The following is a 26,478-nucleotide window of genomic DNA, read 5'->3' on the forward strand; positions in this document are numbered from 1 at the left end:
GGTGCTCAGGTCACCGGCGCCGGATTGAACAGCACGAGCGCGTTGTGCAGCTTGAGCGCCTCGGCTTTGGTCTGCTTGCGTCCGCTCGCGACATCGAGCATCAGGCGGAACAGTTCCCAGCCCACATCCGCGATAGTCGCTTCGCCCGTAGCGATGGTGCCCGCGTTCACGTCCATCAGATCGTGCCAGCGGCGGGCGAGATCGGAGCGCGTTGCGACCTTGAGCACCGGCACTTCGGCCAGGCTATACGGCGTGCCGCGTCCGGTCGTGAACACATGCAGGTTGATGCCCGCCGCCAGTTGCAGCGTGCCGCAGATAAAATCGCTCGCGGGCGTCGATGCGTAGATCAAGCCCTTCTGCTTCACCTTCTCGCCCGGCGACAGCACGCCTGAAATGGCCGAGCTGCCCGACTTGACGATGGACCCCATCGCCTTCTCGACGATATTCGACAACCCGCCCTTCTTGTTGCCCGGCGTGGTGTTCGCGCTGCGGTCCGCGCCGCCGCGCTTCAGGTAATCGTCATACCACTGCATTTCGCGGATGATCGCCGCTGCCACTTCGCCGTTCGCCGCGCGCGCCGTCAGTTGCGCGACGCCGTCGCGCACTTCCGTGACTTCCGAGAACATCACGGTTGCGCCCGCGCGCACCAGCAGGTCGGTCGCGAAACCGACCGCCGGATTCGCCGTCAGACCCGAGAACGCATCGCTGCCGCCGCACTGCACGCCCACGACGAGATCCGCCGCCGAACACGTCTCGCGCCGGCGATTGTTCAGGCGCTTCAAGTGCGTATCCGCCATGCGCATGATCGAGTCGATCATCGAACCGAAGCCGACGTGCGCTTCGTCCTGCAGCACGACGGTGCCGCCGTTGTCGTCGTGCGTGTTGTCGCCGATATCCGCGACGTCTTCCGTTTGCGCCGTGGCGGCCGAGATCGGAATGGTGCCCGGCGGCATGAGGCGTTCGGGCTGGAGTTTCTCGCAACCGAGGCTCACCATCATCACTTCGCCGCCGAAATTCGGGTTCAGCGCGATGTTGCGCACGGTGCGGATCGGCACCATCGCGTCGGGTGCGTCGATCGCCACGCCGCAGCCGTAGGTGTGGCCGAGGCTCACGACATCGTCCACATTCGGATACTGCGGCAGCAATTCCACCTTGATGCGCGCGACCGCGTGCTGCACCACGTCCGCCACGCACTGCACGGTGGTGGTGATGGCGAGAATGTTGCGCGTGCCGACCGAGCCGTCCGCGTTGCGATAGCCCTCGAACGTGAAGCCTTCCAGCGGTGATTCGTCCGGCGCCTTGATGGTCGCGATGGGCAGATCGTGCAGTTCCGGCGACGCCGGCATGCGCGTGACGTGCTCGTTCACCCAGCTTCCCCTCGGCAAGGGCTTGGTGGCGTAGCCGATCACGACGTTGTAGCGGATGACCGCGTCGCCTTCCGCGAGATCTTTCAGCGCGACCTTGTGGCCCTGCGGCACGCGTTCGCGCAGCACGAGACCGTCTGCGAACGCAGCGCCTTCGCCGAGACCGCCGTCATTGACGACGATCGCGACGTTGTCGTCCGGATGGACACGAATATAGAGGGGAGACTGATTCATTCTGACGATTCCTTGAGCGGAACAACGCCACGCAGCCACGCGCGACGAGGAGTTATGTCATCCTACAACATAGTCCTCAACAATTGATAAGTATTTACCCGTACTCGTTGATTACATTGAGATAAAACGGTTGTCCGGCCGTGTTTCATGTTGTACGATGACTTATAAGCTCGGCACCCGCCGGTCGCTGCCTAACGAGATACATTCACCATGACGACACCGCAAGAACTGAAGCAAATCGTTTCTGAGGGCCTGCTTTCTTTCCCCATTACGGATTTCGACCAACAAGGCAACTTCCGCGCAGATACGTATGCGCAGCGCCTCGAATGGCTGGCTCCGTACGGTGCTTCAGCGTTGTTCGTCGCGGGCGGCACGGGCGAGTTCTTTTCGCTCACGCAACCCGAATATTCGCAGATCGTGAAGACCGCCACCGAAGTGTGCCGCGGCAAGGTGCCGATCCTGGCAGGCGCGGGCGGCCCGACCCGTACGGCCATCGCATTTGCGCAGGAAGCCGAGAAGCAAGGCGCGCACGGCGTGCTGCTGATGCCGCACTATCTGACTGAAGCGTCGCAGGACGGCATTCGCCGCCACGCCGAAGAAGTCTGCAAGGCCGTGCCGAACATGGGCGTGATCATCTACAACCGCGCGAATTCCAAGCTCAACGCCGACATGCTTGAGCAACTGGCGGACTCCTGCCCGAACCTGATCGGCTTCAAGGACGGCGTCGGCGAAATCGAGAACATGGTGACGATCCGCCGCCGTCTGGGCGACCGCTTCTCCTACCTCGGCGGCCTGCCGACAGCCGAAGTCTACGCAGCGGCATATAAGGCGCTGGGCGTGCCGGTGTACTCGTCGGCGGTGTTCAACTTCATCCCGAAGACGGCCATGCAGTTCTACCGCGCGATCGCAGCGGACGACCACGCAACGGTCGGCAAGCTCATCGACGAATTCTTCCTGCCGTACCTGAAGATCCGCAACCGCAAGGCGGGCTATGCGGTGAGCATCGTCAAGGCGGGCGCGAAGCTCGTCGGCCATGATGCAGGTCCGGTGCGCGCGCCGCTGACCGATCTGACCGAAGAAGAGTTCGAACAGCTCGACGTGCTGATCAAGAAGCTCGGCGCGCAGTAAGCAACACTGGCAGGAGACACGCGAAGCGCGGGAACACGTGGCGCCGCAACGACGCCGCGCGTCGCTTCGCACATCAGGGCTGCATGTTCGGCCCTACGTGCATCATCACCTTCGGATGCACGTTCGATTCCGCAAAGCATGGGAGCAGAGCAAGACGCTACTGCACCGGCTTTGCTCGACAAAGGGGCAGTCCATGTCGATGAGCCGAGCCGCGAATCCCGCGGACGTCATGAAGCGTACCCGCGTGCGCTATCTCATTCTGTTGCTGATCTTCGTGATCACGACCTTCAACTACGCAGATCGCGCGACTCTGTCCGTGACCGGCTCGGCAATGCGCGCCGAGTTCGGTTTCGATGCGATCCGCATGGGTTATATCTTCTCGGCTTTTAGCTGGGCGTATGTGCTGTCGCAAATTCCCGCGGGCTGGCTGCTCGATCGCTTCGGCGCGCGGCGCGTGTATGCGGCGAGCATCTTTCTGTGGTCGCTCTTCACGCTGTTGCAAAGCACCATCGGCCTGCTCGGCAGCGCGGCCACCGCGGTGACGGCGCTTTTCGTGCTGCGCTTCATGATGGGCGCGGCCGAAGCGCCCGCGTTCCCGGCGAATGCGAAAGTCGTCGCGAGCTGGTTCCCGACTCAAGAGCGCGGCACGGCATCGGCTATTTTCAATGCCGCGCAGTATTTCGCGGCTGTCGTGTTCACGCCGTTGATGGCGTGGCTCACGCATGCCTTCGGCTGGCATCACGTGTATATCGTGATGGGCGTCGCGGGTCTCGCGCTCGCGATCACGTGGCTTTCCGTGATGAAGAATCCGGTGGACCATCCGCGCGTGAATCGGCAGGAACTCGAATATATCGAGGAAGGCGGCGGCATCGTGCGCGGTCATCAGCGTGCGGGCAGCGCGGGAGCCAAGTCCAACGCGGTGGGCTGGCCTGTCGTCAAACAGCTGCTGACCAATCGCATGCTGCTCGGCGTTTATCTCGCGCAATACTGCATCAACGTCCTCACGTATTTCTTTCTTACGTGGTTCCCGATCTATCTCGTGCAGGCGCGTCACATGACGATCCTGCAGGCGGGCTTCGTGGCGTCGCTGCCCGCGATCTGCGGCTTCACGGGCGGCGTGCTCGGCGGCGTGATCTCCGACGGCCTGATTCGTCGCGGACACTCGCTCACGCTGGCACGCAAGGCGCCGATCGTCGGCGGCATGCTGCTGTCGTCGTGCATCATCGGCTGTAATTATGTCGATACCGACTGGCTCGTCGTCGCGCTGATGTCGCTCGCGTTCTTCGGCAAAGGTATTGGCGCGCTGGGCTGGGCCGTGGTCGCGGATACGTCGCCGAAGGAAGCTATCGGGCTGTCCGGCTCGATCTTCAACATGTTCGGCAACGTCGCGGGCATCGTGACGCCGATCGTGATCGGCTATCTCGTCGCGCAGTCGGGATCGTTCAATGGCGCGCTGGCGTTCGTCGGCATCAACGCGCTGATCACCGTGTTCAGCTATCTCGTGATCGTGAAGGACATCAAGCGCGTGGAACTGCGGGCCTGATGTGCGTGGTCGCGGCGCCTCAGTGCGCCGCGGTGTGCCGCAGAGTGCGTTAGCGCGCCGCGATCACGTCGATGCGCAGCGGCTCGCCGCCCGCGACGATGTCGAGCAAACGATCCACGTTCGGATGCGCGCCCGGACGGCTGCGCGCATCGGCGGTGTGCTCGGCGAATACGGCAAGACCGTGCTCGGCAGCTTGCGCGTCGAGCGTGCCGAAAGCCTGCTTCAGGTAGTGATAGACCGCGAGCGAGCCTTGCTTGCCCGGCTTGTTCTCGATACTCGCGACCACGTTACCGTCGCCGCTCATCAGATCGACGCGTTCGATGCCGTCGATGGCGGGCAGTTGCGCCAGGTTCTCTTTGAATACGTTGCTCGGCTGAATCACGGTCACGGCAAATACTCCACGTTAAGTCGATGGCTTGGGCGCAGTATCTTAGCCGATCAGCGCAACGCTTCGATTACGCTCGCGAGACCAATCACGCCGCCCTCTACGACACGTGCCGTGATCCCGCCGAAACCCCGCACCGCGTTATAGCCGCCGACGCCGAAAGTTTCCTCCATCCGCGAGCAGGGATGACATTCGCCGCTCGCCTCGAACACCGCATCGCCAACGCGAAAGCGCCGGTCCTTCAGCGCATGCAGATTGATGCCCGCCGTGACGATATTGCGCCGCAAGTCGAGCGGCGAGACATCGTCGAGGCCGAGGTGGCTCGCGATCGCGCGCAGGCTTTCGGCCTGGATCAGCGTCACCTGCCGATTGCCGTTGCCTTTGCCGCCACGGCGACTGTAGTGATCGCCTTCGAGTCCGGCGCCCGCCATCGCCTGCGCCGACTCGACCGCCTGAAGCGGCGCCCGCCGCGCGCTCCGCAAGCCGATCCAGACGACGAGGCCCTGCCTCACCGGCGCATTCATGAGCCGGGCGAGTGGAGAATCGGGATTGAGCGGCATATGTGTCGAACCTGTGTGCGATGTGTCCGATTCTAGCTCCCGCGCAACAAAGCAGCCGATGGCCTAGTCCGGCGATCGCTTCTTGGCTCTTCAGGCTAGGTCATCGAATCGATATCGTGTGAGTCATGCAACGTGGAGAACACGCATGGACACGACGATCACTTTCCGGCACCTCGAATCACCCGACGACTGGACGCGCGCGTTCGACGTCATGAAGGAACTGCGCCCGCACCTGACCGACGCCGACGCATTCCGCGCGCAAATGCGCGTGCAGCGCGAAGAGCGCTACCGTCTGCTTGCCGCGTGTAGTGCCGATGGCGCGATCCTCGGGCTCGCGGGCTATCGCACCTCGACGAGCACGCTGTACGGACGCTTTGTCTACGTCGACGATCTCGTCGTAACGGCGCGCCTGCAACGCGGCGGCGTCGGCGCGCAACTGCTCGACCACGTGCGCGAGATTGCGCATGATACAGGCTGCGCGCATTTCGTGCTCGATACCGGCCTGCATATGCCGCTCGCGCAACGCTTCTACTTCCGCCAAGGCATGCTCGCCAAAGGCATGCACTTCGTCGAACCGCTCGCTCGAGCCAGCAAGGAGAACGCGCGATGAAGCTGCTCTTTGTGAACGCGAGTCCGCACGGCGCGGCGAGCAACGGCTACACGCTCGCACGCGAGATGATCGGCGCCTCGGGCAAGGGCGCGCGCATGCAGGTGATCGAACGCGATCTCGTTGCGGAACCCCTGCCGCCGCTCACGCAGGACTATGCGCGCGCCGTCACGTCGCGTGCGCCGGACGCGAGCCAGTTCGACATCTCCGAAATGCTGATCCGCGAGATCGAGACGACGGACGCGCTCATCATCAACACGCCGATGCACAACTTCACCGTGCCCGCCGCGCTCAAGTTGTGGATCGACTATGTGCTGCGCATTCATCGCACTTTTGCGGCGACGCCGGAGGGCAAGGTCGGCCTGATGCGTGATCGGCCCGTGTTCGTGATCGTCGGCTCGGGCGGTTTTCATAGCGGCAAGCACGCGCGGCAACTGGACTTCCTCACGCCGTATCTGCGTTATGCGCTCGGCACCATCGGCCTGAAGAATCCGCACTTCGTGCTGCTGCAAGGACTCGTACATGGCGACAAAGCGGTAAGCGACGCCATGCAGGCCGCGCGCGAACAACTCACGCAGCACGCGCTCTTCGCTTCGGACGACGACACCATCGCGCTCTAGCCGTCGTAGGCCCGCCGAAGCATGCGCGCGAGACGCGCCGCTTCGGCTGCATCGGCGACGTTGGCGAAACCGAGCACCATGCCGCGCAGCGAACGCTTCGTGCGCGCGCCGATATGCCACGACGACAAGCCGCTGACCGCGAGCCCCAACTCCTGCGCACGCGCGGCGATCGCGAGATCATCGACGGGGCCGTTCACGCCCGCGTTGAACAGCATCACAAGATGCATGCCGCCCGACGGCGGCTCGATGCTCGCGCGCGCCCCGAACGCCTTGATGAGCGCCTGCGCGAAGAACTCGCGCCGCTGCGCATAGAGCGCTCGCATGCGCTTCAGATGCCGTGCGAAATGCCCTTGCGCGATGAAGTCCGCGACAGCCGACTGCAACAGATGCGGCGGCCCGGCGTTCATGCTCTTGGTGAGTTGCTCGAAGCGCGCGATGGCCCGCTCCGGCGCCACCACATACGACAGCCGCAAGCCCGGAACCAGCACCTTGCTGAAGGTCCCGCAATAGATCACGCGATCGTTCGCATCGAGGCTCTTCAGCGCGGGCAGCGGGCGGCCCGCGTAACGGAACTCGCTGTCGTAATCGTCCTCGACGATCCAGCTTCCCGCGCGTTCCGCCCAGTCGAGCAGCTTCATGCGCCGCGCAAGCGACAGCGTGACGCCGAGCGGACTCTGATGCGCGGGCGTCACGATCGCAAAGCGTGCGTGCGGATCGAGCGCCTGTCCGGCATCGACATCGAGGCCGTCCTGATCGACCGGCACCGGCACGAGCTTCAGCCCCGCTTCGACGAGAAAATTGCGCGCGAGAAAATAGCCGGGCTCCTCGAACCATGCGCTGTCGTCGGGCTTGGCGAGACTGCGCAGAACGAGTTCGAGCGACGAACGATAGCCGTTGGTCACGAACACCCGCTCCGGCGCGCATTCGACGCCGCGCGACAAGCCCAGATAAGTCGCGATGCGTTCGCGCAAAGGCCCATAACCCGCAGGATCGGGATAAGTCAGCGACGCAAGCTCGACCGCCCGCGCACGATGCGCGACGAGCCGGCTCCAGAGCTTGCGTGGAAACGCATCGAGCGCGGGCAGGCCGGGCCGCAGCGGCCTCGCGTCGTGGCCGACTTCCACCGCGCTCGCGCCTTTCGGACGCGACACGGCCGCGCGCTCGCGGCCCTTGCGCGCGCCGCCGCGCATGACCGATTCCGGCAGCGACGACGACACGAACGTGCCCGCCGCGCCGCGCATCTGCAAATAGCCTTCGTCGACGAGAATGTCGTAAGCCATTTCCACCGTGCCGCGCGCCGTGTTCAGTTGCGTCGCGAGGCCGCGCAGCGCGGGCACGCGATCTCCCGGCTTCAGATGCCCGGCGGCGATCGCGGTCTTGAAGCGCTCGCAGATTTGCAGATAGATCGGCAACGCATGATGCCGGTCGATTTCGATCTTCAATGCATGTTCGGCGTTCGGCATGGTGCTGACCTTGGACTAGTGCAATCGACGATTCTTGTCCCTTCTAACTAAGACATGATTGTCACACAATGACCTCACTCTCACACACGGAACGAGGTGCATCATGAAGGTCGTCGTCATTGGAGGAACCGGGTTGATCGGCAAGAAAGCCATTGCGTTGCTGCGCGAAAAGGGCCACGAGGCAGTGGCCGCTTCGCCGAGCACGGGCGTCGATGCGATCACCGGCAAGGGTTTGGCGCAGGCGCTCGAAGGCGCACATGTGGTGATCGATGTGACGAATCCGCCGTCGCACGATGCGGACACGATCACGTCTTTCTTCCGCGACTCGGCGCTCAATCTGACCGAGGCCGAAGCGCGCGCGGGCGTGCGGCATCACGTGGTGCTGTCGATCGTCGGCGTGGATCGCATGGAAGGCAACGTGTATTACCGCGCGAAGCTCGCGCAGGAGAAGTTGATCGCGGCATCGGGCGTGCCCTGCTCGATCGTTCGCGCGACGCAGTTCTTCGAGTTCCTCGGCACGATAGCGGACGGCAGCACGACGAACGGCACGGCACGCCTGTCGCCGCGACAGTTCCAGCCCATTGCCGCCGACGATGTCGCCGCTATCGTCGTGGATATCGCGTTGGGCACGCCGCTGAACGGCAGCGTCGATATCGCCGGGCCGGAATGCGGCGCGATGCACGGGATCATCGGCACGTATCTGCGCGCGACCGGCGACAGGCGCGAAGTCGTCGCGGACGAGAAGGCCACCTACTTCGGCGGAAAGGTCGAAGAACGCTCGCTCGTGCCGCTCGGCGACGCGCGCTTCGGCCGCATCTGTCTGGGACAATGGCTGGAAGACCGCCGCGCGCAATGACGCAATAACAAGGCTCCGCGCGCGCTCAGAACACGTGCATCATGCCGATATACGCGCCGGTCTGCGATTCGCCCGCCATCGGGCTCGTGCCGGGGTCCGCGTCGCGCGGGGTCGCGAACACCGAGAAAGTGCCGTTCGCGCTGTTGCGCACGTAGGCCACCGTGCCGTACAGAAACGTGCGCTTGCTGAAGTTGTAGGTCGTGCCGAGCGCGTAGAGCGTCGCGTGGCTCGCGGGATCGTGCGCGGCGTCGCCTGTTCCCGCGCCGACATGAATATAGAAGCCCGCCGCCGTGACGGCCCACGCGGGCGTCGCCTGATAGGTCGCGCCGAGCCAGTAGTGATCGGCGCTGTCGGCCACGCCCGCCGGCGAATCCGGCGCGGCGTAATGCGTGTACGCGGCCTGCACCTTCCACTTGTCGATCTTCAGGTTCGCGCCGACGAAGTATTCGCGCGACGCCTGAAAGATGTTGTCCAGACGCCCGTCCTGACTGCGCAGTTCGTCGTAGATGCCGCGTACGTCGAGCATCGTCGAATGATAAGTGAGCATGATGCCCTCGGAGCGGCCGAACTCGCCCGGCGCGCCGCGATTGAACGCGCCCGGCTGATTGCCGAATGCGTACTGGCCCTGCACGTCGAAACCATGAAACACCGGGCTGTGATACTCGACGTTATTGCTCGACTGCTGCCAGTTGCGCCCGCGCACCAGCGATGCCGACGACACCGCCTGCTGCACGAAGGGATCGAATTCCCAGACGCCGTCGCTGTCGATGAAAAGATTGCGGCCCGCCTGCAACTGGCCCCACGTCTTCGAATTGACGCCGGCGTAGGCGCGGCGTGACCACAGACGTCCGCCGCCGGTGGTGCCGTTCATGATCTGGATCGCGGTTTCGAGCGTGAAGACCGCGGACATCCCGCCGCCCAGATCCTCGTTTCCTTTCAAGCCCCACATGCTGGTGCCCCAGTCGCCGCCTTCGGCGCTCCATCGCGATGAACTGCCGCCTGTGCCGTTCGCGATGTGGTTCAGGTATTCGATGCCGCCGTCGATACGGCCGTACATCGTGACACTCGTCTGCGCAAAGGCGCCCGATGTGACGAGCGCGAGACCTGCCGCTTTCCAGACACGAACTTTCATGGCCGTCTTCACTCCGTATGGGCTCTGCTCGGTTGAAAGAAAACGATTGAAACGGAACATAGCACCAAACTGGTGAATCGGCAGATATGAGGCGGGCGGACTCGCTGGGGCCGGAATGTGATCCGGCCTAAGGGGCAACCGCAAGTATCGTTCGATTGATTCGGATGCCTAATATCTCACCTGAGTCATACGACGAGTTCGCATCGAACTGCATATCTTGTCCGATGACGTACGACATCCATTTCCTCGCACCCCGAATCATTACGAGACCCTTTCGCCCGATCATGAAATACACTCGATTCAACGCGGCGTGGCTCGCCGCTTTCTCGGCCGCCCTGACGCTTTCCGCGTGCGGCGGCTCCAGTTCATCGCAAGGAGCGTCGCAGGCTTCGGCCACGACGAGCGATGCCGTCAACAACGACACCCCAAGCGCCACGCCCGCCGCGCCGTTCGATCCGGCGTCCAATCCCGCCGTGCCGGTCGATCCCGCATCGACGCCTGCCGTGCCGCTCGATCCGGCCTCCGATCCCGTCGCGCCGCCGGTCGTCACGCCGGATCAGCCCGCATCCGATGCGGTGCCCGCGAGCGATGCGAGCGTCACGCCGCCCGCAGGCTTCCAGGTCGGCACGACGACCTTCGATCCCGCTCTGCCGCCCGAGCCCGCGCTGCCCGCTTCGTCGCAAATCTGCGCCACGCTGCCCGCTACGCTGACCGCGCAGGCGAACGGCCTGCTTCCCGATAGCGCCGATGCCCTCGATACCGCGCCCGACATGTCGCGCATCCAGGCCGCGCTCGATTCGTGCAAGAACACCGCCAGCACGGGCCTCGCAACCAACAAGGTCGTGCACCTCGTTTCCGGCCCGAACGGCGCGAACGCATTCATTGCAGGCGCGCTGAATATGTCGAGCGGGACCACACTGTGGATCGACAAGGGCGTCACGCTGTTTGCATCGCGCGATCCGCGTCGTTACGACAAGACCAAGGGCACGGCGAGCTGCGGCATCATCACCGCGAGCGACAACGGTTGCCTCGCGCTCATCAACGCGAGCAAGATCGCGAACGCGGCGGTGGTGGGCGACGGCGTTATCGACGGACGCGGCGGCAGTCCGCTGATCAGCAGCGTGGCGAACGACCCGAACCTGATGAAGCGCCCCGACGGCAACGGCACGATGAGCTGGTGGGATATCGGCTGGATGGCGAACAAGGTGCTGAATCAGGCGCAGAACAATCCGCGTCTGGTCCAGATCAGCAATGGCCGCAACTTCACGCTGTATCGGGTGACGTTGCAGAACGCGCCCAAGTTCCATGTGGTGCCGAGCGGTATCGACGGCTTCACCGCGTGGGGCGTGAAGATCTACACGCCGACCGCCGCCTACGAGGCGATGAAGAACTATCTCGGCATGCCGTACAGCCCCGACACGGCGAAAAACACCGACGGCATCGATCCCGGCAGCTCCGGCACGATCACGAGCAACGCCGGCAACCCGGGCGTGCTGACGGGCGATGCGAGCAACATGCTGATCGCGTACACGTCGATCCGCACCGGCGACGACAACATGGCGATCAAGGGCGGCACCGGCACCGTCAACGGCCGCACGTACAACATCACCGTTGCGCATAGCCACTTCTATTCGGGGCACGGCATGTCGATCGGCAGCGAAATGGCGGGCACCGCCGGCGGCAAGTCGAACCCTGACGTCACGCCGGTGAATGGCGTCCTGCCTTCCGTGAGCAACATCAATGTGTACGATCTCGTGATCGACGGCGCGGACAATGGCTTGCGCATCAAGTCGGACTGGAGCCGCAGCGGTCTCATCTCGAACATCCGCTATTCGAACGTGTGCATTCGCACGCCGGATTCGTCGCCGGATGGCAAGCCGCAGGCCTTGATCTTCTCGCCGTACTACAGCCCGACGACGAACGCCCAGCTCTATCCGAACTTCCAGAACATTTCGCTCGACGGCGTGCGTATCGTCAATGCGTCGAGCTATACGTTCCAGGGCTTCAATTCCGCGAGTCCGGTTTTGCAAGGCTCGGGCTGGAATGCGGGGACGAGCGGCTGGCCGAATCCTCCCGTCGTCAATCCGTTGTCCATTTCGCTGAACAACGTCGTAGCGGATGTCGCGCCGCTCAACTTCATCGTGGCCGATGCGCTGGTTTCGATCGGGGCTGGCGGCACGTCGCTGCCATTCGCGAACGCGAACGGCGTGCAAGTCACGAGGGCGGCATCGACGACTGTTTCGCCCGTCGATTGCAGTCAAGCCTTCGTTCCCTTCCCGATGCAATAAAGCGGAAAGCGCGCCATTCATCAGACGAAACTTGCGGGTACTGCGAACCAGTATCCGCAAGCCTTCCGATAGTCCGAGTAAAGAAACGTTTGCGTTTGCCGATAACTGAAGCAAAGGGAGCCGGACGAACATCCGGCGATTCTCAAACGACACGACGAAGCGCCCGGAGCCGCGCCGCACGGGCCGACAACATCGGAAAGAGATAAATGGTTTTCAGCTACAGGGACATGATGGTCACGCCCGCAGCGGTTCGTCAGGGCAACGCCTTTGCCGCGACCGCACGCATTCAGGACCTGAACGGACTCGAACGCTCGGTGCGGCTGCCCGGCGAGTTCGCCAACGTGGAAGAAGCAATCCGCTTCGCAATTGCCGCGGGATTCGAGTACATCGATTGCGATCGGGGCTGCTGAAGCACAACGGAGCGAAGCCCGATGCTTCGCTCCGCCTGCGTCGTCAGGCCAGCTTGAGCGACGTCGGATCGGCCGTCAGATAGCCCACCGCCGCGCCGAAGCGATCCTTGTAGTTCGCGCGCACCAGCGGATCGAGCGTCGGCTTGACCTTCGCGTGCAGGCTGCTGCTCCAGTCGCCGGCGTGCTGGAAGTTGCTCATGATGTACGTCCAGCCGTTGATCTCGTCGACGGCGTGCAGACCCGTCGATTCCGCGCCCGCCGGCGTCGACAGAATGCGCGACAGCGATTTCGTATCGACGTTGTACGCCCACAGGAAGTTGTTCACGTGCATCCCGCTGTCCTCGCCGATGAACAATGTGCGCAGTTTCTCCGAGAACTTGATGTTGTCCGGATTCGCCACGCGCTCCGGATTCGCGGTGTTGCCGAGCGCATCGGCGGCCGCGAGATCTTCGCCGACGAGCGCCGCGGGCGCGGCCATATCCACCGGCACCCATTCGCTGTTGATCGCGGCGCCCGCGAGATCGCGCTGTGCGCCCTTCATGTTGAGCGCGTACACGGCGCCCGAATTGATGGCACGGTCGAGCGCGATGTCCGTCGAATGCGCGTTGCCCTTCACCATCGACGAAACGATCTGCGACATTGCCGAATACAGCACCTTGTCCTTTGCATCGACGGTCGTGCCTTCGAGCTTCGTGAAGCCCATGCTCGCGCCGCGCAGTGCCGCGTAGCGATGCGTCTCCAGAAACGCCGCCGCCTTCTCCATGCCCGGCTTGATGCGAATCCAGTTGAACTTGCCGCTGTAATGAATGCGCGTGTACGACGCATCGGCGGGCGGATTCTTCTCGTCGGTCACGATGTCCATGATGTCGGCAATGGTCAACGTGTTGGCGAGATTCTCGATTTCATCGCTCGTCGCATGGCCTAGATTGAGCCAGGTCAGCGTGGCCGAGCCCGCTCCCGCCGATGACGTCTGCGTCCATTTCGCCACGTACAGCGTGCCCGCGGAGAGGTCCGCTTCCTTGTCCGCGATGAACATGAAGAGGCCGCCGTTGGTCGCGTCGTCGCCCATCAGGACGGTGCGCTTGTCGGGCATCACCTGAATCAGTTCGTGCGAAATGCGGCCAAGACAGTAGTGCTTCCTGACCGTGCCGGTGCCGTCCGGCTGCACGGTGATTTCCGGCAGATGGCCGTAGTGGTACGCACGCGCTTTCGTCTCGTCGCCGTAGAGGTTTTTGCTGTAGGCCTTGAATTGCGTGTTCGTCGAGAGCGTGGCCGCATCCGGCTCGTATTCTTCGCTCGACAAGTGCGTATTCCACGGCGACAAACTCGCGCCGCACGTGATCCACAGGCCATGCGCCTTCGACGTATCGACGTTCGAATAGCTGACGAGCGTGAGCTTGCCGGTCGCCGGGTCCTGATCGAGCGTGAGCACGGCGATCGGCGAAGGCAGCTTGCCGTACATGTCGGCGTCGGACTGGTCGCGCGTTGTGTATTCGAACTGCACGACCGCGAACACCGCATTGCCTTTCACGCCCTTGACCGTCGGCTTGTCGAGTTTGATGAGCGAGGTGCCGTCCGGGCAGTCGGAGAAGAACTGACGTTCCTTGCCCGATGCCGAGCGATCCATGATCGGCTGATTGTCGATGTCGAAGTAACCGCCCGCGACGATGGTGCCGCCGGTCGTGTTCGTCACCGTGTCGCCCGTGATGAAGAACGGCTGATACGCGAGCTTGTAGGCACGGCTGCTGCCGTCGCTGAAGTTTGCGGTCAGCGTCGAGGCGACGGTGGTTTTGGCCATCGCGTTCGGATCGGCGAGCGTCGGCGCGGCCATGCTGCCGAAAGCGGCCGTGGTGAAGGCCGCGGTCGGCGTGGGCGCGGGCGTGGCCGCGTTGCTGTCGCTGCCGCCGCATGCGGTGAGCAACGATGCGGTGGCCGCGCCGCCGAGCGGCAGCATTGGGGCACCGACGAGAATCTTGAGTGCTTTGCGGCGGGAGAGGTCGAGTGGCTGCGCCATGTGTGGTTTCACTTCCTTGTTTGTGGGTGATCTCCGGCTAAACGACGGGCGAGCGAAGCCCTCGCGTCAGGCCGTTGCGGCCCGACGTGCCGGTTGACGCGCTACTTTAGGAAATGAATGTGAAATGCGTTTGACAGGTGGGTGTAATTGTTTTGTTTTTGGCCTGAAAGTGAGGCGATGCGGCTGAATGAATTGCGGCATCCAGCGATGGCACGCATGCCGCACCGAATGCCGCCGCGCTCACATTCGTGCCGCCGCGACTACCGCTTCGGCAAATGCCTTCGGCGCTTCCTGCGGCAAGTTATGCCCCACGCCGCCCGCCACATTGCGATGCTGATACTTCCCCGTGAATTTCTTCGCATACGCCGACGGGTCCGGATGTGGCGCGCCGTTGGCATCGCCTTCCATCGTGATGGTCGGCACCGCGATGGTCGGCGCCCCGGCGAGACGCTGCTCCAGCGCGTCGTATTGCGCCTCGCCCTGCACGAGTCCTAGCCGCCAGCGATAGTTATGAATGACGACCGCGACGTGATCCGAATTCTCGAACGATTTCGCCGAGCGATCGTAAGTAGCATCATCGAAATTCCATTTCGGCGATGCCAGTTGCCAGATGAGCTTGTTGAAGTCGTGACGATTCGCCTCGTAGCCCGCCTGGCCGCGCTCCGTCGCGAAATAAAACTGATACCACCACGCGAACTCGGCCTTCGGCGGCAGCGGCGCGCGATTCGCCTGCTGGCTGCCGATCAGATAGCCGCTCACCGAGACCATCGCCTTGACGCGTTCCGGCCACAATGCCGCGATGATATTCGCCGTGCGCGCGCCCCAGTCGAACGCGCCGAACACGGCTTGCTGAATCTTCAGCGCATCCATGAGCGCGATGATGTCCACCGCGACCACCGCCTGCTGGCCGTTGCGCGGCGTGTCGGCGGAGAGGAAGCGCGTCGTGCCGTAGCCGCGCAGATACGGCACGATCACGCGATAACCCTGCGCCACGAGCAGCGGCGTGACATCGGCGAAGCTGTAGATGTCGTATGGCCAGCCGTGCAGCAGGATCACGACGGGACCGTTCGCCGGCCCGCTTTCCGCATAGCCGATGTCGAGCGTGCCCGCATCGATCTGGCGAATCTCCGCAAAACCCGCCGTCGATGAAGAACGAACCGGCTTCGCGGTCTGGGCGCGAACAACGTCGCTGAAACCGAGCTGCATGGCGCCGACCGTTGCGACTGCCGTGCCGAGGAAGCGGCGGCGCCACGCGTTGATCTGATCATCCGGCATGGTGCGATTCTCCTTGTATGCAATGTGTTCGATGTATTCGATGAAACCGTACTGCACGCGAACGATCACGCCGCCGATGCACGCAGCGCCGCGAGCGTCGGGCCCATCGGGCGCACGCGCATGTGCGCAGCGAGATTGCGCCACGGCAGATCGGCGGGATCGGCGGCCATCGGACCAGGCGCTTTCGCGACGAGTATGCGCTCCGCGATCGGCTCGAAATCCGCGCGAAAATGCACCGAACTCTTGTTCACGAGTATCTTCATGCGCTCCGGCTCGATACCCGCGACACGAAACAGATTGCGGTCGAACACCTGCATCTTGACGCTGCTTACCGCAATGCGCACGCCTTCGATGCGCAGGCACGCGGTCGGGCCAAGCTCGCCGCTCATGCCGTTGAGCATCGGGCCGTCGAAGCGGAAGCGCCCATCGGACAGATATTCGACTTCGAACTCGCCTTCGAGCGGCGCGTCGCCCGGCACGTTCGAGCCGCCACCGAGCGCGAGCCGGATGCGCGCGCCCACGCCCGCGCAATGCGCCGCCTGCGCCGCGCGTTCGTCCCAGATGACGCCCACGGCCGCATCGCATGCGTGGTGGCGCAACAGCGCGCGGACCATGCCCATGGTGTTCGAATCGCCGCCGACGCCGGGATTGTCCTGCGTATCCGCGATGATCACGGGCTTCGTCGCCGCGCGACTCGCATCGATCGCTTCGCGCGCGGCTTCGTCGGGCGAGAGGAACGGCACGGCCCAGCGCGCTTCGTCATTCACCAGCTTCGTGTAGAGCGCATCGACGGCGTTATCCGCCGCGTGCTGATCGGACGCGTAGCCCCACAGCACCGGACCGCATTCGTCGAAGTCGGACGCGGGAAAGCCCGGCGCAAACGAAAGCGACATCACCGCGTCCTTCTCCAGCGCCTCCAGCGTTTCATACATGCCGCGCGCCGGTTCGACGAGCGTGCACATGCCGTTCACCGGAATCAGGAACGGCACGCGGCGCATGGCGCGCCTGAGCGGGCCGCCGTGCGCGATCCGTTGCTCGAGCAGATGCGCCGCGCGCAAACCCGTGGCCGCCATGTCGACGTGCGGATACGTGCGATACGCGACCAGCGCATCGGCGAGTTCGACCATGCGGGCCGTCACGTTCGCATGCAGATCGAGCGAGACGACGAGCGGCATCTCATCGCCGACGATGCGCCGCACACGCGCCAGCAATTCGCCTTCGCCGTCGTCGAGATGTTCGGTCACCATCGCGCCGTGCAGATCGAGATAGATCGCATCGAAACCGCCCGCACGCACGCGGTCGACGATCGCGCCCGCAATGCGTTCATACGCGTCTCGCGTCACATGCGCCGATGCGCTCGCGCCCGCCCAGATCACCGGCAGCAGTTCATGCCCTTGCCCTTCGGCCCATTGAATGAAGCCGCCGATCGGCACGTTCACGTCACGCAACGCGAGGACGTCGGCGCCGTGCGCCATCGGCGGAAAGCCTTCGCCCTGGATGAAGCTCTGGTAGCTCGCCTTCGTCGGCGCGAAGGTATTGGTTTCGTGCTGGAATCCCGCGATCAGGATTTTCATGATGTGTGTCCTTTCGAATCGTCGATTGATGTCGTTCATGCGGCGTGCGCGTCGGCCTTGGCTGCGGCCACGGAGCGCTTGTTCGTGAGAATCAGCACGCAGGAGATGGCGGCCATGCACGCCATCAACAGCAGTCCGCCGTTCGTGCTGCCGGTCGATGACTTGATCCAGCCGATCGCCGCCGGTCCCCAGAACCCGCCCGACAGACCGATCGTGTTGATGAGCGCGATGCCACCCGCCGCGGCTGGTCCCGAGATCGTCTCGGAAGGAATCGCCCAGAAGACCGTGTAGGCCATCCACATGCAGGCGGTGGCGAGCGTGAGGAGCGTGAGCGTGGCGGCGAGATTGCCCGACGCATACGGCGTCATGACGAGCAGCGCCGCGCCCGCGAGCGCCGGCAGCGCGCTGTGATAGCGGCGCTCCCCGACTCGGTCGGAGCGGCGGCCCGCGCAGTACATGGCGATGGCGGCGGCGACATACGGAATCGCGACATACCAGCCGAGGCGGATCGTGTCGTGCGTGGAGCCGCTCAGGCCTTGATCCTTGATCAGCGTGGGCAGCCAGAAGCTGATCGCGTAGATCGGGAAGATGATGCAGAAGTACGCGAGCGCCAGCACGTAGATGCGCAGATTCCTCGCGACTTCGCGGAACGATTCAATGCGATGCGCCGCGCCGCCGCTGCCGCCCACTTCCGCTTCGACGAGACGCCGTTCGTCCGGACTGAGCCAACGCGCATCGGCGGGACGGTTGGCGAGCACGCGCCACACGAGCGCACCCAGCGCGATGCACGGCAGCCCTTCGACGAGGAACATCCATTGCCAGCCGCTCAGTCCGCCGACGCCGCCGAGCGAGGCAATCAGCCACGCCGACAGCGGCCCGCCGACGACCCCGCCGAGCGGCCCCGCGACGAACACCAGCGCGATGGCGCGCGCCATGCGTTTCGGCCCGTACCAGCACGACAGGTAATAGATCATGCCCGGCGCGAAGCCCGCTTCGAACACGCCGAGCAGGAAGCGCATCGCATAGAACGCGGGCACGTTGCGCACGAAAAGCATGCACGCCGACGTGATGCCCCAAAGCACGAGAATGCGGCTGAACGTGAGACGCGCGCCGATTTTCGGCAGCATCAGATTGCTTGGAATCTCGAACAGCACATAGCCGATGAAAAAGATGCCCGCGCCAACGCCGTACGCCGCATCGGAAAAGCCGAGATCGCTTTGCATCTGGAGTTTCGCAAAGCCCACGTTCACGCGGTCCAGATACGCAAACATGTAGCACGCGACCAATAGCGGCAAGAGCCGCCAGTTGATTCTGCTGTAAAGCGCCGAAACGGCATCGCCGCCTCGTCCCGTCTGAATCGTCGGCATCTGCGCCTCCTATGGTTGTCTCCCCCGTTTTCGGGTAAGGCCATGTTGAGCGTGGGCGAATGTGCTAGCAAGAGCAACTAAGTTCACGTATCGTTGCTCTGTGAGCAACACTTCGTTTATGAGGACGCAGCCCATGCGCGAGATCAATCAGCAACGTCTGCGCTACTTTCACGAGGTGCTGTCGCACGGCACGATCCGCGGCGCGGCGGATCATCTGAATACGTCGCCGTCGGTGATTGCGCGGCAGATCAAACTGCTTGAGGACGAGTTGGACACCACGCTCTTCGAGCGCGAGGCGCGCGGCGTGCGGCCGACCGAAGCGGCGTTCCATTTGCTCGAGTTCTGGCGCGGCTATCGGGCGCAACAGGAGAAACTCGAAGATCAGCTTCACGCGCTCAAAGGTCTGCAACAAGGCCAGATTCGCCTCGCCGTGAGCGAGGGTTATGTCGATACGCTCGTCGACGATGTGCTCGCGCCGTTCTGCGCACGCTATCCGCGTCTGGAAATCGATGTGCAGATGCTCGCCGTCGACGATCTGCTGGAGGAAGTCGCGCAAAGCCGCGCGCATATCGGCCTGGCCTACAATCCGCCGCCGCACGAGCGCATCGAAACGCGCGCAAGTTCGCCGCAGCCGGTCGTGCTACTCGCGCGGCGCGATCATCCGCTGGCGGCGCGCGGCGGCGTGGCGCATATCCGCGATCTGCTCGACTATCCGCTCGCGCTGATGCCGCCGTCGTTCGGCATCGGCCATGTCGTGAAGATGCTGGAAACCACCGACGGCCTCGCGATCCGTCCCACACTCACGACGAATTCGCTCGGCGCGCTAAAGCGCTTCGTCAGCGCAGAAAATTTCACGACACTGATCGGCGAATTCGCCGCGTATCGTGAACTGGCGAGCGGCGAACTGACGACGGTGCCGATCGCGCATCCGTTATTCGAAAGCGCGCAGGCCAGATTGCTCGTGAAGACGGGACGGCCGCTCGCGGCGGGACCGCAGGAATTGCTCGACTGGATTCTGAGCCGGATGCCGATGTTCGCGCGACCCGTTGCGGCGAGAGTGGCGAAAGCGACAAAAGCGACGAAAACAACGAAAGCGCCGAAGCAGCCCCGGCGCTCACGCGGATAGCGGCGCTGCGTCATCAGGCACATCGGCCAGGCGCGCGGCCGGCGACACCGCGATGATCGCCGCCTGCACGACGAAGCCGAGCGTCGCCGCGACAAGACACGGCCCCATGCCGAAGTGCGCGCTGATCGCCGCGCCCGCGAGCGCGCCCAGCGGACGCGCGCCGTAAGTCGCGGTGCTGTTGAGCGCGGACACGCGGCCCATCATCGTGGCGGGCGTGATGGCCTGGCGCAGCGTCGTCGAGCCGACCGTCCATAGAATCGGGCCCGCGCCGAGCAGAAAGAAGCTCGCGGACGCGAGCCAGAACGAAGGCGCGACGAGCGTCGCGACCATCGCAAGCGATGCGGCCAACCCGCAAAACGGCCCGACGAGCAGCATGCGGCCGAACGCAATGCGCCGCGCGACCAGCGGCGCCGCGAGCGCGCCGCACACCATCCCGACGCCGTAAGCGCCAAGCGTCACGCCCACCGCCGACGCGCTCAGATGCAGCCGCTGCACGGCATACGGCACGTACACCGCCTGCAAGATGAAGAAGCCGAGGTTGAAGAACACGGCGGTCGCGAGCATCGGGCGCAGCAGCGCATCGCGTGCAACGAAGCGCGCGCCTTCGCGCAATTCCGTCAGAAAGTGGCGCGCGACGGCAGGCGTGCGCGCCGGTTCGCGCACGCCCGCGAGCAGCATCGCCGCGATGGCGGACGAGGTCGCCGCGAAGCCATACGCCGATGCCGCGCCGATCCATCCGACCAGCAAGCCGCCCAGCGCCGGCCCTGCCGAATAGGCGACGCTGCGCGCAAGCTCGATGCGTCCGTTCGCCGCCGCCAGTCCCGCGCGCTCGACAAGCGCCGACACCAGCGCGGGCGCGCCCACGTTGTAGGCCACGGTGCCCGTTGCGCCGAGAAAGCCGAGCAGCGCGAGCAAGGGTAGCGTCAATGAATGCGACAGCACGAGCAGCAGCACGCAGAACATGGCGAACGCCCGCGCGCATTCGGCGAAGGCCATCAGCGTGCGGCGCGAGCGCCGGTCCGCGACCACGCCAAGCGGTATCGACAGCAACAGGAACGGCAGCGTCTGCGCGCTTTGCAACAGGCCGGTTTCAGCAGGCGTCGCGCCGAGCGCGAACACGGCGACGAGCGGCGCGGCTGCGAGACCGATCTGCTCGGCGGATTGCGCGAGCAGGTTCGACCAGACGAGACGCCGGAAAGAAGCGGGAAAAGGCATCGGCGATGCTCCGTGACGTTGGGATGCGAGGTCCCATCGTCACGCTGGCGGCGCGCGTCAGCACTCCAGTTCTTGCGCTGTGATTCGCGCTCTATTCCGCCGACTGCTTCGGAAAGAACGTCCCGAGCGCCGCGGCGATAAAAAACTGAAACGCGCCCAGCCAGTAATTCGAATCGTGCAGCAATTGCAGATGATCCTGCGGCGTCGTGCCCAGGCTGGGCGGCACCACGAGAAGCGCGAAGATCGAAAGCAAATAGGCAATCGACAGCACGAAGAGAATGCCCGCACGCACCGCCGACACCTCGCGCGCATCCACGGCGGGTGCAGCGGGTGCAGCGGGCGCGGCGAAGAGCGCGCCCGCGATGAGCGTGAGCGTGGGCATCACCATCGGGACATACCAGCTCCACATCTCGGCCGTGAGTTTGCGGCTTTCGTCGCTGCCCGAGGCTCCCACGATCGAGCGCATCACGAGCAGACCGACCTGGATCACGAAGAACAACACCCAGATCACCGCGAGCCAGTTCTGACAGCGTCTCCAGGTCATGGCGCACCCGCCAGTCCCGCCCAGAGCGCGCTGCGCTGCAGATGATCGCGCGCCGATATGCTGCCCGGCACGACGACCGCCGCATCCTGTCCGTCGGCTTTGCGGAATTCGTAGATGAGCACGGTGCAGCGCGTGCCGTCGGCGGTGTTGCGCGTGGAAATCGCGCTCGGCAGGCGATCCGCGCCCGGCGGCAGCTTGCTCGTGAGATCGCTGTAAGTCGCCTGCTTGCCCGACGTGACCACCGGCTGATCCGTGACGATGAACACGAGCACCTGATAAAAGCCGCTCGGCGCCGATGCGAAGCGCCGCACCACTTCCGCGATCGACCAGTTCTTGATCTCGCCGACGTTGACCGCCCAGCGATTCGGCGGCGGCATCGGCGTCCAGTCGGGACGGGTCTGCTCGACGCGCGTGACCATCGCAAAGCCGCCGGGGAAAGCGTAGAACTGACGCCAGTCGTAGCCGGCGGCATCGATCAGATCGCGCAGCGCGTCTTCGACATCGCCGAACGTCGTCGTGTGGCCCGCCTTCGCCTTGACGAACATAAGCGTAAGCGGCGAAGTCTCGGCGGACGGCGGCGGCACCGGCGAAGGAAAGCTGTTGATCCGAACCTGCTGATCGAGCTGGCCGGGTTCGTCGGCAGCAGCACCGGCGGTGGCCGTGGCGGCGGCGTCGGATATCTGAACGGGCGGAGGCGGCGACGCGGGCTGAGGCGACGGTGCGGGCGGCGGCGCGGGCGCGGTCGAACTCGACGACGTCGATCCCGACTCGGCCGTCTTCCTGCATCCGCCGAGCCATGCGACAGCCGCAACGACGAGCCACGCCAGAACCCACGCGCGGAACATCGTCTTCCTTGTCATGGCGTTCTCCTCGGCGGCAAGCGCGCGCACGCGCATTGATTAGCATAGGAGAGAAAGCCGCGGACATGGCAGAACGAAATGAAGTCGCAAGCTTCGCGGCGCTATTGCCCGCCGCCCTCGATCCGCGCCTTTTCCGACGCGATGCGCTCGGCGATCTTGCCCGCGAGATCATCGAGCGACGACGACGCCTCCACCTGGTTAATCACGAAGCGCGCCGCCGCGCCGTAGGGCTTCGGCGCTGCCGCCGACTTCTGGCCTTTGAGCTGATCGTTCGTATCGATCTGCGTGACCGGCGCGCCGGGGCTTGCCGCCAGATCCGCAAGCTGGACCGTGACGTGCGTGTTGGGCGCCTGCTTGTCCGACGAGCCCATCGACGGAAGTCCGGCGCCGAGTCCCGACGGCAACGTTTCGTCGAACTCGCCGCTCACAAGCCAGCCCGATGCCGGCAGCGCGGTTTGCGCCGCCGCGTGGCACGCCGCGACGCCGCGCGCATTCAGCGCCTTCACGATGCCTTCCGCCAACGCCGATGCGTTTTCATCCACGCGCATCGTGTTGCGTGCGGCGCGCAGCCGCGAGCCGGGAAAACGCGACGTCGCGCCTTCCTTCACCGCCGTGAAGTCGCGCACGAACACGGGCTTGCCGGTCTCCGGACAGGGCGACGGCGTCTGACCGAACGCGAGCACGGCGAACGCCGCGAGCAGCAACACGCATGCTATTTTCATCGCCTCTCTCCTAACCGCCCAGCCGTGCGAGCGCCTCGCGCATCGCGCCGATCGACACGCGCACCACGCCGTCGAGCGGCGTATCCATTTCGAGTATCAGAAACACCGCGCCCGATGCGCACAGCGCGCACGTCAGGAACGCGACGACGATCGTGCCGTTGTGCGGCGCGAGCACGCCGAACGTGCCGAAGATGATCGCGAGCCAGAACACCAGCACGAACATCACCGTCTTCGGCACCGAGCCGCCGCGTTGCAGCAGGGCGAGCGAGCGCGCGGCGAACACATCGTCGGCGATCAACAGCGCGCGGGCCCGCAACGCGTGCTGCGCATCGGTGGCGGGCGCGAGCGCCGCGATGCTGTGCTGGAATTCCTCCATGCGCCCGATGATTTCGGGGCTGTCCAGACGCGCTTCGCGAGTCCCGTCGCGCGATGCGAGCAGATCGATCCAGTCGCTGTAATTGCTTTTGAGCGTGGCGCGCAGGCCGTGCGTTTCCGGGCCGTACTGGGCGAGCGCGCTGTCGAGGCGAATCATGTTCGCCGCGTTGTGAACGAGGTCGTTGTTGACGGTATCGAACGAGGCCTTGGCGGACGAGATCAGCAGCCCGAGCACGAGCGCCGCGATGGTGGCGACGAGGCCGATCGACAGCTTGATCGCCGCCGCCGATTCGTCGCTCAGGTGATGTTCCGGCAGATAGCGGCTGATCCAGATGCCGGCCAGCGCGCTCGCGAACACGAGCAGGAACACGCCCAGCGCGAAAATCAGATGAGTCATGCCGTCCCTCGTCCGAACCGGTTCGCCTTGCCGAATGCGGCGATGATAACGCCGCCGGCGCGCACCGGCGCAATTCAGGACAGCACGACCCGGCGCACGGATTCCGGCTCCTTTACACCGGCGGTTTCCATGAGGCTTGCGAGCGGCACCGGCCGGCTCAGCAGGAAGCCCTGCATCTTGTCGCAATGCACGTCGCGCAGCGTGTCGAGTTGCTCCTGCGTCTCGACGCCTTCCGCGACCACGATCACACCGAGCTTGTGCGCCAGATCGATCACGCCTTCGACCACGGTGCGCACCATGACATCGGTCGCGATGTTGTCGACGAACGACTTGTCGAGCTTCAGCACGTCGGGCCTGAAGCGCGCGAGATAGCTCAGGCTCGAATAGCCGGTGCCGAAGTCGTCGATAGCGATACGCACGCCCATCGCGCGGACGTTCGAGAGCACTTCCTGCGCGGCGTCCACGTTCTCGATAAGCGCCGATTCGGTGATCTCGAGCGTGATGCGGTCCGACTCGATGCAGGCGCGCTTGAGCGCGTGCCTCAGCACCGACACGAGCCGCGGATCGCGAAACTGTTTCGGCGATACGTTGAGCGCGACCGAGCACACGGACGGCATCGCGCCCGCCAGCCGTCCCGCCGCCTGCACGGCTTCGCGGATGACCCAATGCCCCGCCTCGACGATCAGCGCGCTCTCCTCCAGCACCGGCACGAACGCGCCGGGTGCGAGCAGGCCGAGCGTCGGATGATTCCAGCGCAGCAGCGCCTCGGCGCCGACGAGCGCGCCCGAATCGACGCGATACTGCGGCTGGTAATGCAGCACGAACTGGTTCTCGCGGATCGCGCCGTGCAGTTCGGACTCGAGATGCGCGCGCGCCAGGTCGTCTTTCTCGCGCTCGCCGAACACGCGGAAGGTGTTGCGGCCGGCGCGCTTGGCGGCGTACATGGCCATGTCGGCGCTGATGAAGAGGGCTTCGGGCGTGCGTCCGTGGTCCGGATGCAGCGCAACGCCGATCGAACACGTCATGGTCAGGCTCTTGCAATCGACCTTGATCGGACGATGACACGCAAGCGCGAACATGCGGCACGCGCGCGCGATGCTCTCCTGATCGAACGCGCCGGGCAGGATCACGGTGAACTCGTCGCCGCCGGGACGCGCCGCCACCGCGCCTTCGGGCAACGCGTCCTGAATGCGCCGCGCGATCGCGCGCAACACGGCATCGCCCGCAATGTGGCCGGCCGTGTCGTTGATCGACTTGAAGCGGTCGATATCGACGAACAGATACGCGAAAGGCGCGCCGGCTTCGCAACGTGCGACGAGCGCATCCATCATCGCGTTGCGGTTGGCCAGGCCCGTCAGGCTGTCCGTGTTGGCGAGGCGATGCAGTTCCTGCAGACGCTGGCGCTCGTCGGTGGCATCGACGCACACGCTCACCACGCGCGACACCGCGCCGTCCTCGGTCACCGGATAGATGTCGGCGCGCACCCAGCGCGTGCGCTCGTGCGGCAGACACAGGCGGAAATAGCTTTGCGTCGCGGCGCCGGTTTTCACGGCGGTGCGCATTTCGTCGCGCAATGCGGGCAGGTCGTCGGGGTGCACGCGTTGCGACCATGCGGTCTGATCGGCGTCCAGCACGGACATCGGCATTTCCCACATGCGCTCGAAAGCGGAACTCACGTGCAGCAGTTCCTGAAAATCGTGCGAGGCGGTCCAGAACACGGCATCGACGTGATCTTCCATGTCCTTCTGCACGCGCGCGTTGCCGCGCAATTCGTCGATGAGATTGCGCTCCGCCGTGATGTCGCGCGACTTGCACAGCACCGCGGTGATCTTGCCGTGCTCGCCGTAGACAGGCGCGAAGGTCGACGTCCACCATTTGAGGTTGCCGGTCATCGTGCGGCAGGCGCCGGAAAACGACGTCGATTGCCCCGCCCTCGCGCGTTCGAAGGCCTGCCGCGCGTCGGGGCCGTCCCACAGCGCGAGCCAGTCGATGCCGACGAGATCGTCGGCGCATTCGGCTTCGATGAGCCGCCGGCCGACTTCGGATATGCACATGATGCGGCCGTCGAGACTCAGCAGCTTGAGGCAGTCCTCGGCGATGGCGAGCAACCCGTACGCGACCTGACGCGCGACGAAAGTCTTGCGGTGCGCGTCCTGCATCCGGTGCACGCAGAACGTAACGATGAGCACGACGGCGGCGAACACCACGTTCCACGGCAGCGGCACGAAGAACGTTCCGCACGCCGCGACCAGCACGGCGATGGGCGCGAGGCCGAGCCCGTCGAAACGGCGGGCGTACTCGACGTATGGCAGGTTCCTGGCGACATTCTCACCGATGATCCCGAGAAAATCGTTCGCTCCTTTCCTCACCGCGCTAACCCTTGTTTCGCTGATAACTCATCGTTGTTTATCGGCGAGGG

Annotated in this window: 23 protein-coding genes; 8 read left to right on the forward strand and 15 right to left on the reverse strand. The window is 64.6% G+C overall.

Going from position 1 to position 26,478, the window contains the following annotated elements; all coding sequences use genetic code 11:
* Positions 1-5: 5 nt before the first annotated feature.
* Entirely contained in the window at positions 6-1,598 is a 1,593-nt protein-coding gene (gene garD / locus BRPE64_RS29460; protein ID WP_016348657.1) for a galactarate dehydratase, read from the reverse strand.
* 210 nt (positions 1,599-1,808) lie between these two features.
* On the opposite strand from garD, the gene kdgD reads away from it, so the two are divergent.
* The gene (gene kdgD, locus BRPE64_RS29465; protein ID WP_016348658.1) at positions 1,809-2,726 is read left to right on the forward strand and encodes a 5-dehydro-4-deoxyglucarate dehydratase; all 918 of its coding nucleotides are present in this window, start codon (positions 1,809-1,811) and stop codon (positions 2,724-2,726) included.
* A gap of 193 nt (positions 2,727-2,919) precedes the next feature.
* On the forward strand, positions 2,920-4,269 hold the full coding sequence (locus BRPE64_RS29470) for an MFS transporter (protein ID WP_016348659.1): 1,350 nt from the start codon (positions 2,920-2,922) through the stop codon (positions 4,267-4,269).
* A gap of 49 nt (positions 4,270-4,318) precedes the next feature.
* On the opposite strand, the gene BRPE64_RS29475 is transcribed toward BRPE64_RS29470, so the two are convergent.
* Together BRPE64_RS29475 and BRPE64_RS29480 are read right to left on the reverse strand one after the other, a co-directional pair.
* Positions 4,319-4,651, reverse strand: a complete 333-nt coding sequence (locus BRPE64_RS29475) for a DUF2322 family protein (RefSeq protein WP_044043873.1) — start codon at positions 4,649-4,651, stop codon at positions 4,319-4,321.
* Between the two features lie 56 nt (positions 4,652-4,707).
* Positions 4,708-5,214 carry an MOSC domain-containing protein gene (locus tag BRPE64_RS29480; protein ID WP_016348661.1) on the reverse strand — a complete coding sequence of 169 codons (507 nt, stop codon included), beginning with the start codon at positions 5,212-5,214 and terminating at the stop codon, positions 4,708-4,710.
* Positions 5,215-5,359: 145 nt separating this feature from the next.
* On the opposite strand from BRPE64_RS29480, the gene BRPE64_RS29485 reads away from it, so the two are divergent.
* Positions 5,360-5,824, forward strand: a complete 465-nt coding sequence (locus BRPE64_RS29485) for a GNAT family N-acetyltransferase (RefSeq protein WP_016348662.1) — start codon at positions 5,360-5,362, stop codon at positions 5,822-5,824.
* Positions 5,821-6,441: an FMN-dependent NADH-azoreductase gene (locus tag BRPE64_RS29490; protein WP_016348663.1), complete on the forward strand. Its 621-nt coding sequence runs from the start codon at positions 5,821-5,823 to the stop codon at positions 6,439-6,441. Before BRPE64_RS29485 ends, BRPE64_RS29490 begins: the two co-directional genes overlap by 4 nt.
* Here BRPE64_RS29490 and pdxR read toward each other — a convergent pair.
* Positions 6,438-7,904 carry a MocR-like pyridoxine biosynthesis transcription factor PdxR gene (gene pdxR / locus BRPE64_RS29495; protein ID WP_016348664.1) on the reverse strand — a complete coding sequence of 489 codons (1,467 nt, stop codon included), beginning with the start codon at positions 7,902-7,904 and terminating at the stop codon, positions 6,438-6,440. The two genes, BRPE64_RS29490 and pdxR, sit on opposite strands and share 4 nt — an antisense overlap.
* A gap of 103 nt (positions 7,905-8,007) precedes the next feature.
* On the opposite strand from pdxR, the gene BRPE64_RS29500 reads away from it, so the two are divergent.
* Complete coding sequence (locus tag BRPE64_RS29500) at positions 8,008-8,760, forward strand: SDR family oxidoreductase (RefSeq protein WP_016348665.1); 753 nt, start codon at positions 8,008-8,010, stop codon at positions 8,758-8,760.
* 25 nt (positions 8,761-8,785) lie between these two features.
* Here the strand turns inward: BRPE64_RS29500 and BRPE64_RS29505 are convergent, their stop codons facing one another.
* Positions 8,786-9,892 (reverse strand): porin, encoded by a 1,107-nt coding sequence (locus BRPE64_RS29505; protein WP_044043560.1) that lies wholly within the window; start codon positions 9,890-9,892, stop codon positions 8,786-8,788.
* Between the two features lie 284 nt (positions 9,893-10,176).
* Between BRPE64_RS29505 and BRPE64_RS29510 the strand changes: the two genes are divergently transcribed.
* Positions 10,177-12,180, forward strand: coding sequence for a glycoside hydrolase family 28 protein (locus BRPE64_RS29510; protein WP_232519314.1), 2,004 nt, complete (start codon positions 10,177-10,179; stop codon positions 12,178-12,180).
* Between the two features lie 206 nt (positions 12,181-12,386).
* Positions 12,387-12,590: a hypothetical protein gene (locus BRPE64_RS29515; RefSeq protein ID WP_016348668.1), complete on the forward strand. Its 204-nt coding sequence runs from the start codon at positions 12,387-12,389 to the stop codon at positions 12,588-12,590.
* A gap of 43 nt (positions 12,591-12,633) precedes the next feature.
* Here BRPE64_RS29515 and BRPE64_RS29520 read toward each other — a convergent pair whose 3' ends face one another.
* The 4 genes from BRPE64_RS29520 to BRPE64_RS29535 form a co-directional block, all read right to left on the reverse strand.
* Positions 12,634-14,604: a PhoX family protein gene (locus tag BRPE64_RS29520; RefSeq protein ID WP_016348669.1), complete on the reverse strand. Its 1,971-nt coding sequence runs from the start codon at positions 14,602-14,604 to the stop codon at positions 12,634-12,636.
* 240 nt (positions 14,605-14,844) lie between these two features.
* Complete coding sequence (locus BRPE64_RS29525; RefSeq protein ID WP_044043877.1) at positions 14,845-15,879, reverse strand: alpha/beta fold hydrolase; 1,035 nt, start codon at positions 15,877-15,879, stop codon at positions 14,845-14,847.
* Positions 15,880-15,944: 65 nt separating this feature from the next.
* Positions 15,945-17,453 carry a M81 family metallopeptidase gene (locus BRPE64_RS29530; protein WP_044043562.1) on the reverse strand — a complete coding sequence of 503 codons (1,509 nt, stop codon included), beginning with the start codon at positions 17,451-17,453 and terminating at the stop codon, positions 15,945-15,947.
* A 35-nt stretch (positions 17,454-17,488) separates the two neighbouring features.
* Positions 17,489-18,820 carry an MFS transporter gene (locus BRPE64_RS29535; protein ID WP_016348672.1) on the reverse strand — a complete coding sequence of 444 codons (1,332 nt, stop codon included), beginning with the start codon at positions 18,818-18,820 and terminating at the stop codon, positions 17,489-17,491.
* A 133-nt stretch (positions 18,821-18,953) separates the two neighbouring features.
* Between BRPE64_RS29535 and BRPE64_RS29540 the strand changes: the two genes are divergently transcribed.
* On the forward strand, positions 18,954-19,946 hold the full coding sequence (locus tag BRPE64_RS29540) for a LysR family transcriptional regulator (RefSeq protein ID WP_016348673.1): 993 nt from the start codon (positions 18,954-18,956) through the stop codon (positions 19,944-19,946).
* Here BRPE64_RS29540 and BRPE64_RS29545 read toward each other — a convergent pair.
* From BRPE64_RS29545 to BRPE64_RS29570, 6 genes are all read right to left on the reverse strand, one after another.
* Positions 19,935-21,161 carry an MFS transporter gene (locus BRPE64_RS29545; protein WP_016348674.1) on the reverse strand — a complete coding sequence of 409 codons (1,227 nt, stop codon included), beginning with the start codon at positions 21,159-21,161 and terminating at the stop codon, positions 19,935-19,937. The genes BRPE64_RS29540 and BRPE64_RS29545 overlap by 12 nt on opposite strands.
* Positions 21,162-21,252: 91 nt before the next feature.
* On the reverse strand, positions 21,253-21,705 hold the full coding sequence (locus tag BRPE64_RS29550; RefSeq protein ID WP_016348675.1) for a hypothetical protein: 453 nt from the start codon (positions 21,703-21,705) through the stop codon (positions 21,253-21,255).
* Positions 21,702-22,565 carry a hypothetical protein gene (locus tag BRPE64_RS29555; protein WP_144063562.1) on the reverse strand — a complete coding sequence of 288 codons (864 nt, stop codon included), beginning with the start codon at positions 22,563-22,565 and terminating at the stop codon, positions 21,702-21,704. The genes BRPE64_RS29550 and BRPE64_RS29555 overlap by 4 nt, the downstream gene beginning before the upstream one ends.
* Positions 22,566-22,666: 101 nt before the next feature.
* Entirely contained in the window at positions 22,667-23,287 is a 621-nt protein-coding gene (locus tag BRPE64_RS29560; RefSeq protein ID WP_016348677.1) for a hypothetical protein, read from the reverse strand.
* Positions 23,288-23,297: 10 nt separating this feature from the next.
* Positions 23,298-24,059, reverse strand: coding sequence for a bestrophin-like domain (locus tag BRPE64_RS29565; RefSeq protein WP_016348678.1), 762 nt, complete (start codon positions 24,057-24,059; stop codon positions 23,298-23,300).
* A 74-nt stretch (positions 24,060-24,133) separates the two neighbouring features.
* Positions 24,134-26,428, reverse strand: a complete 2,295-nt coding sequence (locus BRPE64_RS29570; protein WP_016348679.1) for a putative bifunctional diguanylate cyclase/phosphodiesterase — start codon at positions 26,426-26,428, stop codon at positions 24,134-24,136.
* Between the last annotated feature and the right edge of the window lie 50 nt (positions 26,429-26,478).

It is taken from the genome of Caballeronia insecticola (genome assembly GCF_000402035.1).
Taxonomy (GTDB): domain Bacteria; phylum Pseudomonadota; class Gammaproteobacteria; order Burkholderiales; family Burkholderiaceae; genus Caballeronia; species Caballeronia insecticola.

Bases quoted from the DNA above. Each gene is read 5' to 3' on its own strand.
- BRPE64_RS29505 (WP_044043560.1), bottom strand. From the start codon at position 9,892: ATGAAAGTTCGTGTCTGGAAAGCGGCAGGTCTCGCGCTCGTCACATCG.
- BRPE64_RS29555 (WP_144063562.1), bottom strand. From the start codon at position 22,565: ATGACAAGGAAGACGATGTTCCGCGCGTGGGTTCTGGCGTGGCTCGTC.
- BRPE64_RS29510 (WP_232519314.1), top strand. From the start codon at position 10,177: ATGAAATACACTCGATTCAACGCGGCGTGGCTCGCCGCTTTCTCGGCC.
- BRPE64_RS29490 (WP_016348663.1), top strand. From the start codon at position 5,821: ATGAAGCTGCTCTTTGTGAACGCGAGTCCGCACGGCGCGGCGAGCAAC.
- BRPE64_RS29530 (WP_044043562.1), bottom strand. From the start codon at position 17,453: ATGAAAATCCTGATCGCGGGATTCCAGCACGAAACCAATACCTTCGCG.
- BRPE64_RS29565 (WP_016348678.1), bottom strand. From the start codon at position 24,059: ATGACTCATCTGATTTTCGCGCTGGGCGTGTTCCTGCTCGTGTTCGCG.
- BRPE64_RS29485 (WP_016348662.1), top strand. From the start codon at position 5,360: ATGGACACGACGATCACTTTCCGGCACCTCGAATCACCCGACGACTGG.
- BRPE64_RS29535 (WP_016348672.1), bottom strand. From the start codon at position 18,820: ATGCCGACGATTCAGACGGGACGAGGCGGCGATGCCGTTTCGGCGCTT.
- BRPE64_RS29480 (WP_016348661.1), bottom strand. From the start codon at position 5,214: ATGCCGCTCAATCCCGATTCTCCACTCGCCCGGCTCATGAATGCGCCG.
- BRPE64_RS29500 (WP_016348665.1), top strand. From the start codon at position 8,008: ATGAAGGTCGTCGTCATTGGAGGAACCGGGTTGATCGGCAAGAAAGCC.
- BRPE64_RS29550 (WP_016348675.1), bottom strand. From the start codon at position 21,705: ATGACCTGGAGACGCTGTCAGAACTGGCTCGCGGTGATCTGGGTGTTG.
- BRPE64_RS29540 (WP_016348673.1), top strand. From the start codon at position 18,954: ATGCGCGAGATCAATCAGCAACGTCTGCGCTACTTTCACGAGGTGCTG.
- kdgD (WP_016348658.1), top strand. From the start codon at position 1,809: ATGACGACACCGCAAGAACTGAAGCAAATCGTTTCTGAGGGCCTGCTT.
- BRPE64_RS29545 (WP_016348674.1), bottom strand. From the start codon at position 21,161: ATGCCTTTTCCCGCTTCTTTCCGGCGTCTCGTCTGGTCGAACCTGCTC.
- BRPE64_RS29470 (WP_016348659.1), top strand. From the start codon at position 2,920: ATGTCGATGAGCCGAGCCGCGAATCCCGCGGACGTCATGAAGCGTACC.
- garD (WP_016348657.1), bottom strand. From the start codon at position 1,598: ATGAATCAGTCTCCCCTCTATATTCGTGTCCATCCGGACGACAACGTC.
- BRPE64_RS29560 (WP_016348677.1), bottom strand. From the start codon at position 23,287: ATGAAAATAGCATGCGTGTTGCTGCTCGCGGCGTTCGCCGTGCTCGCG.
- BRPE64_RS29515 (WP_016348668.1), top strand. From the start codon at position 12,387: ATGGTTTTCAGCTACAGGGACATGATGGTCACGCCCGCAGCGGTTCGT.
- BRPE64_RS29525 (WP_044043877.1), bottom strand. From the start codon at position 15,879: ATGCCGGATGATCAGATCAACGCGTGGCGCCGCCGCTTCCTCGGCACG.
- pdxR (WP_016348664.1), bottom strand. From the start codon at position 7,904: ATGCCGAACGCCGAACATGCATTGAAGATCGAAATCGACCGGCATCAT.
- BRPE64_RS29520 (WP_016348669.1), bottom strand. From the start codon at position 14,604: ATGGCGCAGCCACTCGACCTCTCCCGCCGCAAAGCACTCAAGATTCTC.